This window comes from Nitrospira sp., assembly GCA_015709715.1.
Taxonomy (GTDB): Bacteria; Nitrospirota; Nitrospiria; order Nitrospirales; family Nitrospiraceae; genus Nitrospira_A.
The window spans coordinates 1361221-1375690 of sequence record CP054184.1 but is presented as its reverse complement, the minus strand read 5'-3'; the positions used below and the strand labels follow the sequence as shown (position 1 = coordinate 1375690).

At 57.0% G+C, this 14470-nt stretch carries 14 protein-coding genes; 11 read left to right on the top strand and 3 right to left on the bottom strand.

All coding sequences use genetic code 11. From position 1 onward, the window contains the following. The first annotated feature begins 131 nt into the window (after positions 1-131). The 11 genes from HRU82_06555 to bfr (HRU82_06505) all read left to right on the top strand — a co-directional run bounded on the left by HRU82_06555 (position 132) and on the right by bfr (HRU82_06505) (position 12653). Positions 132-560, top strand: coding sequence for an RDD family protein (locus HRU82_06555; protein QOJ34627.1), 429 nt, complete (start codon positions 132-134; stop codon positions 558-560). A gap of 68 nt (positions 561-628) precedes the next feature. Further along, on the top strand, positions 629-1660 hold the full coding sequence (locus HRU82_06550; protein ID QOJ37134.1) for a rod shape-determining protein: 1032 nt from the start codon (positions 629-631) through the stop codon (positions 1658-1660). An 18-nt stretch (positions 1661-1678) separates the two neighbouring features. Further along, complete coding sequence (gene mreC, locus HRU82_06545) at positions 1679-2560, top strand: rod shape-determining protein MreC (protein ID QOJ34626.1); 882 nt, start codon at positions 1679-1681, stop codon at positions 2558-2560. Continuing rightward, positions 2557-3057 (top strand): hypothetical protein, encoded by a 501-nt coding sequence (locus HRU82_06540; protein QOJ34625.1) that lies wholly within the window; start codon positions 2557-2559, stop codon positions 3055-3057. Before mreC ends, HRU82_06540 begins: the two co-directional genes overlap by 4 nt. Before the next feature lie 37 nt (positions 3058-3094). Next, the gene (gene mrdA / locus HRU82_06535) at positions 3095-4978 is read left to right on the top strand and encodes a penicillin-binding protein 2 (GenBank protein QOJ34624.1); all 1884 of its coding nucleotides are present in this window, start codon (positions 3095-3097) and stop codon (positions 4976-4978) included. Further along, the gene (rodA, locus tag HRU82_06530) at positions 4978-6096 is read left to right on the top strand and encodes a rod shape-determining protein RodA (GenBank protein QOJ34623.1); all 1119 of its coding nucleotides are present in this window, start codon (positions 4978-4980) and stop codon (positions 6094-6096) included. Before mrdA ends, rodA begins: the two co-directional genes overlap by 1 nt. Before the next feature lie 141 nt (positions 6097-6237). After that, the gene (locus HRU82_06525; protein QOJ34622.1) at positions 6238-7749 is read left to right on the top strand and encodes an Rne/Rng family ribonuclease; all 1512 of its coding nucleotides are present in this window, start codon (positions 6238-6240) and stop codon (positions 7747-7749) included. 113 nt (positions 7750-7862) lie between these two features. Beyond that, positions 7863-9008, top strand: coding sequence for a DNA-protecting protein DprA (dprA, locus tag HRU82_06520; protein QOJ37133.1), 1146 nt, complete (start codon positions 7863-7865; stop codon positions 9006-9008). An 82-nt stretch (positions 9009-9090) separates the two neighbouring features. Further along, the gene (topA, locus tag HRU82_06515) at positions 9091-11427 is read left to right on the top strand and encodes a type I DNA topoisomerase (protein QOJ34621.1); all 2337 of its coding nucleotides are present in this window, start codon (positions 9091-9093) and stop codon (positions 11425-11427) included. Positions 11428-11667: 240 nt separating this feature from the next. Then, positions 11668-12144: a bacterioferritin gene (gene bfr / locus HRU82_06510; GenBank protein ID QOJ34620.1), complete on the top strand. Its 477-nt coding sequence runs from the start codon at positions 11668-11670 to the stop codon at positions 12142-12144. 38 nt (positions 12145-12182) lie between these two features. Beyond that, complete coding sequence (gene bfr / locus HRU82_06505; GenBank protein QOJ34619.1) at positions 12183-12653, top strand: bacterioferritin; 471 nt, start codon at positions 12183-12185, stop codon at positions 12651-12653. Positions 12654-12748: 95 nt separating this feature from the next. On the opposite strand, the gene HRU82_06500 is transcribed toward bfr (HRU82_06505), so the two are convergent. Genes HRU82_06500 through HRU82_06490 form a run of 3 tightly spaced genes read right to left on the bottom strand, consistent with a single transcriptional unit; the run spans position 12749 to position 14412 of the window. Then, complete coding sequence (locus HRU82_06500; GenBank protein QOJ34618.1) at positions 12749-13267, bottom strand: hypothetical protein; 519 nt, start codon at positions 13265-13267, stop codon at positions 12749-12751. 18 nt (positions 13268-13285) lie between these two features. Further along, a complete protein-coding gene (locus HRU82_06495) occupies positions 13286-13966 on the bottom strand; it encodes an FMN-binding protein (protein QOJ34617.1) in 681 nt (226 codons plus the stop codon). Continuing rightward, positions 13945-14412 carry a hypothetical protein gene (locus tag HRU82_06490; protein QOJ34616.1) on the bottom strand — a complete coding sequence of 156 codons (468 nt, stop codon included), beginning with the start codon at positions 14410-14412 and terminating at the stop codon, positions 13945-13947. The genes HRU82_06495 and HRU82_06490 overlap by 22 nt, the downstream gene beginning before the upstream one ends. Positions 14413-14470 lie beyond the last annotated feature (58 nt).

Here is a 14470-nt window from a genome sequence, read left to right as displayed (position 1 = left end):
AAGGGGCGAACGTTTGTTGCGGACAAGGCCGAACAGATTACGACTTTGTTTGTGCGCGCCGGACAGATTTGTTATAGTGACGATCAATTGGGGAGACTCCATTGGCGGCGGAGGAAGCCAGGCGCAGCCCGATGGAACTGGGCATCTATCCGAAGGCCCAGGTGCTGAACCGAGTCATTGCCAAGGGAATAGACTTTTTGATTGTCGCTGCGGCGAGTCGATTGGTCCCGCCCATTGGTGTTCTTGCTGGTCTTGCGTATCTGTTGTTAGCCGATGGATTCGGAGGCGGCCGGAGCGTCGGCAAGCGGCTGATCGGGCTGCAGACCATCGTGCCACGCACACGCGATCCGGCCGGATTTCGAGAGTCGATCATCCGCAACCTACCTTGTGGACTTGCCCAATTGGTACTGGAGATTCCTTATATCGGCTGGATCGGATGGGGAGCGGTTCTCACACTTGAGGCGCTTCTGGTGATCGGCAACGAGCGGGGACTGCGACTGGGCGACGAGATCGCGAAAACCCAGGTGCTCGAAAGCGGGCAATTGGAAGTTTGGGACTGAGGGATGCGGGACGTGGATACCTGCGTACAACGCCTGAAGGGAGAGTCCTAGTGAGCTTCATGAGCGACATGTTCGGGTGGTTCTCCAACGATCTGGCGATCGACTTGGGGACGGCGACAACCCTCGTGTATGTCCATGGAAAAGGGATCGTGCTGAACGAGCCCTCTGTCGTGGCTGTCGAGAAAAAAACCGAGCGCGTCATGGCGGTCGGCACAGACGCGAAACGGATGCTCGGCCGGACACCCGGCAACATTGTGGCCGTACGCCCGATGAAGGAAGGCGTTATTGCCGATTTCGAGAAGGCGGAGGCCATGCTGAGTCACTTCATTCAGAAGGCGCACAATCGGACGGCGTTCGTGCGACCCCGGATCATCATCGGGGTCCCCTCGCGTATTACGCAAGTCGAACAGCGTGCGGTGCGTGATTCGGCTGAACTGGCCGGTGCGCGGGAGGTCTACCTTATTGAGGAGCCGGTGGCGGCTGCCATCGGTGCCGGTCTACCGATCACGGAACCGTCCGGGAACATGGTGGTGGATATCGGCGGCGGCACGACGGATATTGCCGTCATCTCGCTCGGCGGCATCGTATACAGCGAATCGGTCAAGGTGGCCGGTGATCGCATGGACGATGCCATCATGAACTACATCAAGAAGAAATATAACCTCCTCATCGGCGAACATATGGCTGAGCGAATCAAGTTCGAGATCGGATCGGCCTATCCCTTCGAGGAGCGGAAGACGATGATGATCAAAGGGCGCGATCTGATCTCTGGCATTCCTCGCACCTTGGTGGTGGACGATGCTGAGGTCAGGGAAGCGCTGCAGGAACCTATCGGAACGATCGTGAATGCCATCAAGGTGGCGTTGGAAAATACGCCCCCTGAATTGGCTGGAGACATCATCGATCGCGGAATTGTGCTGACAGGCGGCGGGTCTTTGTTGAAAGGGATGGATACTCGGTTCCGTGAGGAAACGAATCTTCCGATCATTACGGTCGACGACCCGTTGACGTCGGTCGTGTTGGGGGTCGGAAAGATTCTGGACGAGTTGGACCTCCTTCGCAAGGTGTCGGTCATGTCGCAGTGCAGCACGGCTCGATGAGTTCCACCCTGAGTGGGGATGGCACTATCACGCTCAACATACGGCACCAGACGTCTTGCCATCGTTTTGTTCGCCGTCTTGCTCGCGACGCTGCTTCTCCTTCCTAGCCAAAGTCAACGAGTGCTGCAATACGTGGGTGGGCCGCTCGGCCAGGTATTGACTTTCCCTTTGTCCATTTTCTCTTCCGTCGATCACGGCCTGTCCGAAACCTGGGATGGGTATGTCGCCCTCCAGGGCATGCGTGAGGAAAATCGGCAACTTCGCCGGGAGGTCGAATTACTCAAGGGGCAGAACACTCAATTGCGGGAATCTCTATCGGCTACCCAACGGTATGAGACGTTACTGGCCTTCAAACAGCAATTGTCCTCGCAGACGGTAGCCGCCCGAGTGATTGGGCGGGATGCGACCAACTGGTACCGAGGGATGATTCTCGACAAGGGAGAGAGTGACGGGATACGCCCGGAGATGGGGGTGGTGACCCCAGCCGGAGTCGTGGGACGGATCGTCAAGACCAACGCGAGGTCATCGGTCGTTCTCCTTGTCACCGATCCCAACAATGCCGTCGCCGGGCTGGTGCAGCGGACACGCGATGAAGGCATCGTCGAAGGGACCAGCCATGGACGCGCGCGGCTGAAGTACATTCCGCTCTTGTCGAGAGTCCAGGCCGGTGATCACGTGGTGACGTCGGGGCTGACCGGCGTGTTTCCACGAGGGTTGATGGTTGGGACGCTGATGCAGGTGGAAAAGTCGGAAGGAGATCTGTTCCAAACAGCCGAATTGGAGCCCGAGGTTGACCTGTCAAAAGTGGAAGAGGTGCTCATCATTACCGCACCTTATGAGAATGCCGAGGCTGCGCAAAAACTTCTGCAGGAGATTCAAGGAGACCGCAAAAAGTCGTGAAGCTTTTCTTGTATGCGGGGCTCGTGGTGGTCATTGCGCCGATCCAGGCAACGCTGCTGCATTACGTGAGCTTCTTCGGCGTCCGCCCCGATCTCGGGTTGGTGGCGGCCTGCCTCGTCGGCTTTCTCGGTGGAGAGCTTGACGGGCTGCTGCTCGGGTTGCTCTTGGGCTATTCGCAAGACATGTTTTCGGCTGGGGACCTTTGGGTCAACGTCGTGACGAAGGGGGGCGCAGGTTTTCTCGCCGGTCTGGCCGGGCGTCACATGGCCCATTTGACTCCTGCGGTCTTGGCCGTGGGATTGGCGGTGCTCTCCTGTCTCTCCAGCGCTGTGTTTCTCTCTTCCCTAGCACCTTCCAGCCCGGAGGAACTCTGGATCGGAGTGCGGTCGACGATCGTGCTGCAGGCCGCGTTCGATGCGGGAATCGGTGTTCTTTTGTATCTCCTGTTCCGGCAGCAGTGGTCGGATGATCGCATGGTCACGGATGGAGCGCTCTGATCACGGAACACCGCCTACCGGGGCGTGAACTGAGGATATGGCATCGATAGGATTCAACGATTCCGATCTCCTAGACCTTCAACGTCGGCTGGTCATCCTCCGCGTGGGGCTGTTGCTGGTCATGGCCCTGCTCGCCCTCCGTCTCTGGCATCTGCAGATCCGCGAGGGGCCCTATTATCGAGACCTCTCAGAAAACAACCGAACCCGATCGGTGGTATTGGAACCGGCCCGCGGATTAATTTTCGACCGTAACGGCGTGCTGTTGGCCAACAACGTGCCGAGCTTTGCGTTATACGTCACGTTGGAGGACGTCAAAGACCGTCCAGGGTTGGTGGCTCAGTTAGCCTCCCTCCTGAATTTAGACTCGGAGCTGATTCAGAAAAAGCTGTCGACCGGCAAGGGGGGGAAGCTGCAACCTCGTAAGATCAAGGATCGATTGACGCTGAGGGAGGCGACGTTGATCGAATCTCACCGTCTGGATTTACCCGGTGTCATGATCCAGGTCGAGTCCCAGCGGAATTACCCCGGAGGGGCGGTGGCTTCGCATGTGCTGGGGTACGTCGGAGAAGTGTCTGCGGATCAGCTTGAGAAGCCGGACTTCTCGGATCTGCACCAAGGAAGCATCGTTGGGCAATACGGCGTCGAAAAGGCCTTCGATCGCCGGGTACGAGGGCGATCGGGGCAGAAAAGTGTCGAGGTAGACGCATTGGGCCATGAAAAACGCGCGGTGGTTTCGGAGAAACCGATCGCCGGCGATGACCTGTATCTGACGCTGGATATCCGCCTGCAAAAAATTGCCGAAGACCTTCTTGGAGAGGAATCCGGTGCCATCGTCGCGCTGGATCCTACGAACGGCGATATTTTGGCGATGGCGAGCCGGCCGGGGTTTGATCCGAATGTCCTGTCGAAGGAACTGTCCAACAAACAGTGGGTTGAAATCGTGCAGAATGAAGGGCGTCCGTTGAACAATCGCGCGACGCAGGGGCAATATCCGCCGGGTTCGACCTTCAAGGTGGTCATGGCCGCGGCGGCGCTTGAAACCAACACCGTCACTCCGTCGACCACGGTCCGCTGCAACGGCGGGTATCAATTCGGGAATCGCCTGTTTCGTGACTGGAAGGCCGGCGGCCACGGTGCGGTCGATATGAATGAGGCGCTCATCCACTCTTGCGACGTGTATTTTTATACAGTCGGCCAGCGCATGGGGATCGACACCATCGCCGAATATGCGAAGCAGTTTGGCCTTGGGCAGGAAACGGGGGTGGAGTTACCGTCCGAGCGGGTTGGAATCGTTCCCTCGACGGCCTGGAAGCAGAAGGCGAGAAATCAGCCCTGGTATCCCGGCGAGACCATTTCCGCGGCGATCGGCCAGGGATATGTCACCGTGACACCTCTGCAAATGGCTAGCGTCATCGGCACGGTCGCGAACGACGGAGTCTCGGTCCGGCCGCGTCTGGTGCAGGCGGTGATGAACCGAGCAACCGGCGAACGCGAGGAGTTTGCTCCCACCGTGCGCGGAAAAGTTGCGGTGAAACCCGCTACTCTGGCCTTGATCAAGGATGCCTTGGCGGACGTGGTGGCGAAGGGAACCGCCACGCGGGCCAAATCGCCCTTGGTAACCATCGCCGGCAAGACGGGAACGGCGCAGACGGCGGCATTGCGGACGGGACCGGAGAAGGATATCCCGAAAAAACTCCGAGACCATGCCTGGTTCGTAGCCTTCGCTCCCGTGGACGCCCCTCGGATTGCCGTGGCCGTGCTGGCTGAACACATGGGCCATGGCGGGTCGGCAGCGGCGCCTCTGGCCAAGGACGTGATCGAAGCGTACGTGAAGGCGTATCCCGAACTCCTGAAGCAATCGGTGAGCGGTCATGCTCCGAAGGCGTCGACTTCAGGAGCCGGTGGGCGATCAAGGACGTGATGATCGATCGGATGATAGACAGTCGTGGGTTAGATAGTTTCGACCTCCGTTTCATCGGGCTGATTGTCGTCATCCTGTCGGTTGGGGTGGTTTCGATCTACAGTGTGACCCATTCCCAGGACACCGCCTTTCCCTTCTATCTCAAGCAACTCGTGTGGATTCTCCTCGGGACTGTGGCGTTTCTGGTGATGTATTTGTCGGATTATCACAAGATCGCCCGCCTAGCCTATCCGACCTATGCGGTGATTCTGATCTTGTTGGCGGTGGTCTTGGTGATGGGGAAGTCCAGCCGAGGCGCCCAGCGCTGGATTCCGATCGGGCCGTTTGCCTTCCAGCCTTCCGAGTTCGCTAAACTGGTGTTGGTGTTGGTTCTGGCCAATTATTACTCCCGGGTGCCTCGGGTGGGGTGGATGCAGCGGGTGGTTTTGCCGGGCCTCATTGTGCTGCCGGGATTGCTCCTCATCCTCAAACAGCCGGATTTGGGCAGCGGGTTGAGCTTCCTGGCGGTCTATGCCGCCATGTTGTTGATGGTCGGCGTGCGCTCGAAAGCGCTGGGCATCATTCTGCTGTTGTCGGTCATGTTGTTCCCGTTCGTCTGGGAAATGGTGTGGGCGTCATTGCATGACTACCAACGACAACGTGTCATGGCCTTCGTCGATCCTGATTATGATCCGGGTGGAAAGGGCTACCATGCGTTGCAGTCTCGCATTGCCATCGGCTCGGGGGAGTTGTCCGGCAAGGGACTCTACGGTGGCACGCAAAGTCAGCTGAAATTTCTTCCGGAAGGTCATACGGATTTTGTCTTTGCCGTCTATGCCGAAGAGTGGGGGTTTCTCGGCGTCTTGGTGCTCCTGGCGCTCTTTGTGGCGTTGATCTGGGTCTCTCTGGAAATTGCCGCGCGTGCGAAGGACACGCTTGGGGCTCTGTTGGCGGCAGGGATCATCGCGATGTTGTGCTTCTGCATGGTGGTCAATATTGGAATGACCGCGGGGATGTTTCCCATCGTCGGCATTCCGCTTCCGTTGGTAAGTTATGGGGGGAGCGCGACGATCATGACCATGGCATCTTTGGGCCTCTTGTTGAACGTCAAGCGGCGACGGCTCAGCCTCTTCTATTAGGCGGTGCCTGGACAGGCATCAAGAGGATGTGGAATAACCAATCAAATCGGATCAACCACGGAGCAGGAGAAGATTAGAAAGACCCGGATATTCGATCCGCGTGTGTCTCCATCCGATTGAACTGAGTGCAAAGGAGTTTGTATGGGTGTTGAAATAGCTATCAGTATCGCGCGGGAAGAAACCCGTGTCGCGGTTCTTGATAACGGTGTAGTGACCGATCTGTATGGGGATCGTGCCAAAGATCAGGATTTTGTCGGAAACATTTACAAAGGACGCGTTGCAAAGGTATTGCCCGGCATGCAGGCAGCCTTCATCGACATCGGGCTCGAAAAGGCCGCGTTCATGCATGTGTCGGACCTTTCGTTGGATCTGGAGACCGGGGACACTCTCGTGGAAGGGGATGATGAGGACGGCAAGGAGTCCGAAGTTCCTAAGCCGAAACGCCAGTCGTCCAAGCCCATCGAAGAACTGCTCTCGGAAGGCCAGGAAGTGATGGTGCAAATCTCCAAAGGGCCGATCGGCACCAAAGGTTCGCGCGTGACGACCTATGTCTCACTGCCGGGACGGTATTTGGTATTCATGCCGACGGTGGAACACATCGGCGTATCCCGACGCATCCCACGTGACGAGGAGCGGGCGCGGTTGAAAGAGATCATGAAGCGGGCGCGGCGTCCCGGCTTCGGCTACATCGTCAGGACGGTCAGCGAGGGCGTGAAAGAAGAGGAGTTACGCTCCGATGTCGAATTCCTTCATGTCCTCTGGCAGGACATCCTGACCAAGCGTGACCAGCAGCCGGCTCCGAGCCTCTTGCACAGTGATTTGAGTCTGAGCTTTCGTGTCGTGCGCGATCTCTTCAGCCGGCGAGTGGATCGGCTGCTGATCGATTCGCGGGAAGAATACAACGCCATCAAGAATTTTGTGCAACGGTTTTCTCCGGAGCAGACCTCCCGGATTCATTTCTACGACAAAGAAGAGAGTCTGTTCGATCACCTCGGGGTAGAGCAGGAAATCGCGCGCGCGATGAGCAGGAAAGTCTGGCTGAAGTCAGGCGGATATCTGGTGATCGATCATACCGAGGCGATGACGGTCATCGACGTCAATACGGGTCGATTTGTCGGAAAACGCGACCAGGAAGAAACAATCCTTCGCAATAATCTGGAAGCGGCGCGCGAAATTGCGTACCAGGTGAAGTTGCGCGGTATCGGCGGCATCATCATCGTGGACTTCATCGACATGGAGCGGGAGAAGAACCGGGACAAAGTGTACCATGCGCTGGTCGATGCCATGTCCGCCGATAAGGCACGAACCAGAATCTCGCGCGTGTCCGATCTCGGCTTGATCGAAATTTCCCGTGAACGTGTCCGCGAGGACCTGCTTCGCTCGCTGTCCGAACCCTGTCACTATTGCGACGGGCGTGGGTATACCAAGTCGCCGATGACGGTGGCCTATGAGATTTTTCGCGAGGTGCGTCGGCTGGGACAAGAAATCGAGCAGCAACGCGTCGTGGTGGGAGCCCATCCTACGGTGGCGCAGCTCATGCAGGAACAGGAACAGGCTGGGCTCGATGAACTGGAGCATCGCTACGGGGCCAAAATCCTGGTCACCGCGGATGATCGATTGCATTTGGAACAATTTGACTTGGTTGTGATGTAGTACGGTCAAACCCGTCGACCGGTTGGGTCGGCCGGGTTCTCCTCGCCGCGAGAGACAGTCCCCCGACAACGCCGACGTCGTCGCCTGAACGACTGGGATGAGGTAAGGCAATGGTGGCTGATCACCCTCTTCGTCCGTGGCTGCTGCTGCGCGCCGTTCCCGGTGTGGGAGATACGCTCCTGCTCAAGCTGGTCCAGGCATGTGGTACACCTGAGGCGGTCCTTCGGGCCTCGCCTCCAGACCTTGAAGAACTCGGATGCCGCCCGCCTCTTATTGAGGCCATTCGACGAGGGGTTGAATCGTCGGTGTTGCACGACATCGATGACGAATTGATGCAGTTGCAGGCCGGTCGTGTGCGAGTGCTCACGTATTGCGATCCCGAATACCCCTCACGATTGCGGACCATCCCCGATCCGCCGCCGCTCCTCTATGTGCAAGGGGCGCTGACGGACGGCGACCAGCACGCGATCGCGATCGTTGGAAGCAGAACGGTGAGTGCCGTCGGACGGGTGGTGGCCGAGGAACTGGCGCACGATTTGGCTGCAATGGGGTTTACGATCGTGAGCGGCTTGGCCCGCGGCGTGGACGGCGCGGCTCATCGAGGTGCGCTTGCCGCAAAGGGCCGGACCCTCGCGGTGATGGGCTGTGGATTGGACCGGACCTATCCGACAGAGCATCGGCGCCTCCGCGCGGCGATCGAGCAGCAGGGGGCCGTGATCTCCGAGCTTCCGCTCGGCGCCGCGCCGCAAGCACATCATTTTCCCCGCCGCAATCGCATTATCAGTGGGTTGGCATTCGGTGTGATCGTTACGGAAGCGAGTCTCGAAAGCGGTTCCTTGATCACGGCGAGGCTTGCGGCGGAACAGGGGCGAGAAGTCTTCGCAGTGCCGGGGTTTGTGAAGGCGGAGAATTGCCGTGGTTCGAACCGCCTCATCCGTGATGGTGCGCGATTGATCGAATGTGCGCAAGACGTGGTGGACGAGTTGTTGCCCCAACTGGATGCCGCGTTTCGCCGGCGGCTCGAGGAACGGACGAGTATCGAGGCGGCACAGGCGGCGTTTCATTTGGGAAACGAAGAGAGGCTGGTGTATGATGCCCTCAGCGATTTGCCCTGCTCCGTGGACGAGGTGATCCGACGGAGCGGGCTCGATGCCGCGCAGGTGGCGGCGGTATTGTTATCGTTGGAGTTGAGGCACTGCCTTCGCCAGCTACCGGGTAATGAATACATTCGTCTCGGTGGGCCTCGCCATGGAGACTGATGCTGACAGAGAACGGATATTTGTTATAGTGGGTCGATGCGAGTGTGGATAGGACCGGAGATGGGAACCGATATGGAGGGTCATGGCTAAATCGCTGATCATCGTGGAGTCTCCGACCAAGGCGCGAACGATTACCAAGTATCTTGGGCGAGGTTATTCGGTCATGGCCTCGGTGGGGCACGTCAAAGATCTCCCGACGAGCAAGCTGGGCGTGGACCTTGAACACGATTTCGAGCCGCAGTACGTGACGATCAAGGGAAAGTCAAAAGTTCTGGCGGATATCAAAAAGAAGGCGCAAGAGGTCGACAGGGTATTCTTGGCTCCTGACCCTGATCGTGAGGGCGAAGCGATCGCGTGGCATATCGCGCAGGAACTGCATGGAAAGGGGAAGAGAAAGGACGGCAAGGTCTTTCGTGTGCTGTTTAACGAGATTACTGAATCGGCCGTCAAACGCGCCTTGCAATCCCCGGGCGACATCGATATGAAGCTGGTCCAGGCCCAGCAGGCTCGCCGGGTGCTTGATCGTATCGTGGGGTATCAGGGCAGCCAGTTGCTGTGGAAGAAAGTTCGTCGAGGCCTCAGCATGGGACGTGTGCAGTCCGTGGCCGTGCGATTGATCTGTGACCGTGAAAAGGAACGCGAAGCGTTCCGAACGGAAGAATACTGGTCGGTCACGGCACTGCTCGCGGGGAACAGCCCTCCCCCGTTCGAGGCGAAACTACATTCCATTGATGGGCGGGACGCGGAAATTTCGACGGGAGAACAGGCGCAGCGAGTTCTTAACGAAATCCAAGGCAAATCCTTCGTCGTGCAGTCAGTCGAACGCAAGGAGAAAAAAAGAAACCCCGTCGCTCCGTTTATCACCAGTCGGCTCCAACAGGAAGCCGCCCGCAAATTGCATTATACCCCGAAGAAAACCATGACCCTCGCGCAGCAGTTATATGAGGGCGTGGAGGTCGGGGCTGAAGGCCCGACGGGTTTGATTACGTATATGAGAACGGACTCTCCGCGTATTTCCCAGGAAGCAATGGAAGACGCCCGAACTGTCATCCGGGAACGGTTTGGGGCAGAGTATCTTCCCGCCACTCCCAATGTGTACAAGACCCAAAAGGCGGCTCAAGAAGCACACGAAGCCATTCGGCCGACTTCAGCGGGGCGCGAGCCTGAGTCGATCAGGCAATTTCTGGATCACGATCAATACCAGCTGTACAAACTTATTTGGAATCGGTTCATCGCCTCTCAGATGGTGCCGGCGATTCTCGATGTGACGCGGGTAGATTCGACGCCGCTCAATACCGCTGAACGATATGTGTTTCGTGCCACCGGGACGGTCGTCAAGTTCGCCGGGCACACGGCTGTCTACCTGGAGGGTACCGACAAAGAAGCCCCCTCGCAAAAGCCTAAGAGTGATCAAGAGACCGAGGATGATTCCGAACGACGTCTCCCGGTACTCAACGAGGGGGAGGGGGTGCGGTTGGTGATGCAGGAAGGGCAGACCGTGGCCGGGTTGATGTCAAAGCAGCACTTCACCCAGCCGCCCCCGCGATATAACGAAGCATTGCTCGTCCGAGAGTTGGAAGAGAAAGGGATCGGGCGGCCATCGACTTATGCCTCGATCATTTCCACCATCCAGGATAGAAAGTACGTCGAGAAGGTGGAGGGCCGATTCCTGCCCACCGAAACCGGACGGACCGTCAATGATTTCTTGCTGAAGGGTTTTCCGGATCTGCTGGATACGGAATTCACTTCCCACATGGAAGAGCAGTTGGATGAGGTGGAGGAAGGAACCAAGCCGTGGGTTGCGGCGGTGCGGGAGTTTTATGCCCCCTTCACTAAAGATATGGAATTGGCCCAAAACATTCCCGGTCCCAAAGATGCGGTAGAGCCGCCGACCAATATTCCTTGTGAAAAGTGCGGTCGCATGTTGGAGATCAAGTGGGGCCGAAACGGAAAATTCCTGGCCTGCCCGGGCTACAAGGACGACCCGCCCTGTAAGAATACTCAGAATTTTGAACGGCTTGCCGACGGAACGATCAAGATTGTTCCGAAGCTGGAAGAAACAACAGACGAGAAATGTGAAAAATGCTCCAGCCCCATGGTGGTGAAAACGGGGCGGTTCGGCAAGTTTCTCGCGTGTTCCGCCTATCCGGAGTGTAAAACGACAAAGCCCATCGCGTTGGGGGTCAAATGTCCTCAGCCGGGATGCGACGGAGATCTCGTCCAGAAGCGTACGAAGAAGGGGCGAAATTTCTATTCTTGCAGCCGGTATCCTCAGTGTGAATATGCTCTGTGGGATCGGCCGATCAACAAACCTTGTCCCGCTTGTCAGGCGCCATTCCTTATAGAAAAAATCAGCAAGCAAGCCGGGCGTAGCGTGCAGTGCCGCAATGAAGACTGTGGGTATCGCGAAGCCGGGTGATGCCGTTGGTCTCGGTTTCTTTCTTCGTCCCGCTGTTCTGTCGGCCCGTTCAGCCGCCTGATCCTCTGATGCCCGATGCACCACTCCGGCCCGTGCGCCTATTGCAGAGGCGACAATGAGATCCGTTCTCAGCGAATTTGAGAATGGTAGTCAAATATACGTATTTTATGGCTTGACAAGAGCGGAGCAATCCTCATACACATACAGTGGTGAGTACATGCTATTCGAAAGGAGGGGGTCATGAAGGCCAAGCAGGGTGTCATCGAGATTTTGAACAAAATTCTGACGGCGGATCTTACCGCCATTAATCAATATTTCGTCCATGCGAAGATGTGTGCGAATTGGGGGTATGACCGGTTACATCATCACGTCAGACAGCGCTCCTTTGACGAGATGAAGGATGCCGAGGAATTGGTCGAACACATCCTCTATCTCGAAGGCGTGCCGAACCTACAACGCATGAATACCGTGCATGTCGGCGAGACGGTACCGGAACAGCTCAAGGCGGATCTGAAGGCCGAACAGGAGATGCTCTCGCTCTTGAGCGACGGCGTGGTGCATTGCACTAAGGTGGGGGACTTTACGACTCGCCATATGCTGGAAGATATGGTCAAGGACGTGGATCAGCATATCGACTGGATTGAAACCCAGATGGAAACCATCAAGCAGGTGGGGCTGGAGAACTACTTGGCTGAGCAAATCAAAAAGGAAAGCTAATAACCCGCTGATCATTTCATCTGAGGGACGGAGAGACCATGAAAGCCAAACAGGGTGTGCTGGGGTACCTGGAGAAGGTGCTCATTGCGGAACTCACGGCGGTACATCAGTATTTGCTCCATGCGGCATTGTGCAAGAACTGGGGGTATCACCGGCTCCACGAACATTTTCAGCATCTCGCACAAGAAGAGGTGGGGCACTCTTCAGGCCTGATCGACCATATACTCTATCTGGAAGGGACGCCTAAAGTTGATACTGTGGAGGCGATTGCGGCCGGAAAGACTGTGGCTGAATTGTTGGAGGCGGATCTGCGGTTTGAAATGGAAGACGCCGAATTGTTGCGAGAGGCGATTACACACTGTACGAAGGTGGGTGACTTTACGACGCGTCACTTGCTTGAGCATATGGTGATCGATACCGAAGAGCATATCGATTGGTTTGAAACGCAGCTGCGCACGATCAAGCAAGTGGGGGCGCCTGCCTACTTGTCGGAGCAAATCAACGGCTGACGCTGTGATTGTGGGAAACACCTCTCGGCACAGGCCCGTCCGTTCTCTTTTTGAACGGACGGGCCTGTGCTGGAGGCTGGAACATGCAACCTGGCTTACGAATCCTCTTTGCGTTTGCCGGCCATGAGGGGCTGTTTCAAGATCCACATTTCGTAGAGGGGGATCGCCATCATGGCAAGAAAACTCAGCATCATCAGGGTGTCGCCGGCGAGCATCGTGAGAACAAAGACCGGGGAGACGTAGCTGATGAGCCAGGGCGACAGGAGATCTAATGCGACTCCGCCGAACGACAGCCAAGTCAGCCATACTTGCGTGGCGTGGCTGGCACTGGTCAGGTAGAGAACGTGGACAAGGATCATGAACACGACCGGCATCGTGAAAAGATGAAAATGTGTCACTTCCGCCAATTCCCGGAAGGACATCGGCTCGCCAAATGTGGCATCGGATCCGCGGTAGTGGTCGGCAATGCCTTGAGGGCTGAGGCCGGTCATGCTATGCGCCCAGAAAAATGAAAAGAGAAACCCCACCAGCATCAAAAACAGGAACTGCGTGTAGAGAAGCCTGATGTGGCGATCCGAATCGCGGAGGCGAAATCGGGCATTGAAGTTTCTCATGCCTATGCCGTGTTCGCCTTAATTCCCGAACCAAGAACCGAAAAAGCCTTTCCCTTCTTTGCGCGCCGTGACCGTCTCGCTTCCGAGTCCTGCCGGTTTCAGATAAAACTCATCGACCAATACCAGAACACGCTTCACTCCGGCATTCATCGACCGGACCGACATCGTGGCGCCGCTGATGTTGATGATGTCTTTGTTGATCCGGATAGGATCCGTCACGGCCTTTCCCTCATACTGCGAATTGAAGCGTTTCTTGCCGACTTCACTCCCCTTGGCATCGCGGAAGATCAGTAGCTCGACATCGGTGCACGAACCCAAAGGGTCGACCCCGACCATGTAGGTCATCGGCTTGTACTTGCCGATCGTGTTGTGCACCATGGCATAGCCGTCCACCCTGTCTCCGGTCTCCCCGATGTAGAGATCAAAGGATTCCTCCGGAAACTTCCACCCGATGCGTTGTTCGATGAGGCTTTTCTTGTCTTGCGGCAACCGGATAGTTTCTTTGCGGATGCGTTGGGACTTGGGAAGAATGCGCTTGACCGCTTCGTCTTCCGTCATGAATTCTTCATACTTAAAGTCGTCGTCGGTAATGTAGCGTCGCAGCTCGCTATCCCAAACGCGCTCAGCCGCGAAACTGTTGCCCAACGCACAGATCCACCCGAGAGTCGCCAGCGCCATTATGTTGATGTAAGTACGCATCCGTGTTCCTTCAGTTTCTTGCTCAACCGTGAATTCACCTCGGCCAATACCTCGTCGGAGGAGTTCGTGGCAGTCCAACCAAACAGCCGGGAGCCACCCCGGAAGGCCCAGCGCTGACGTTCTTCGGAGAAGCTGACTTTTGCGACATCATCGAGACGTTTGACGGTCATGATGAGTCTAGACCGGTCTTTGCTTTCGCCCATCTCTCGTTGAAGTGCGCCAAAGGTGCGGCCGGGCATGGGAATCTCGAGCCAGCCGGTTTCGATCAGGCCATCCTCTTTGTCCTTTTTGGTCACGGCACGATCTTTCACGGCATCCAGAGCCGCATCCCAGGCATGGTCGTAACTGCAGACGGCGAATCGTTCTTGAACATCGCCGAACGTCGTGCAGCCCGCCAGCAGGCCGGGAACGAGGAGCAAACTGAAGCGTCGCAGGAAGTGTGTCATATCGTCATGTGTGCCCTGTCCGCCCCTCTTCATGCTGGGAGAGGCGGACAGGTGGTGC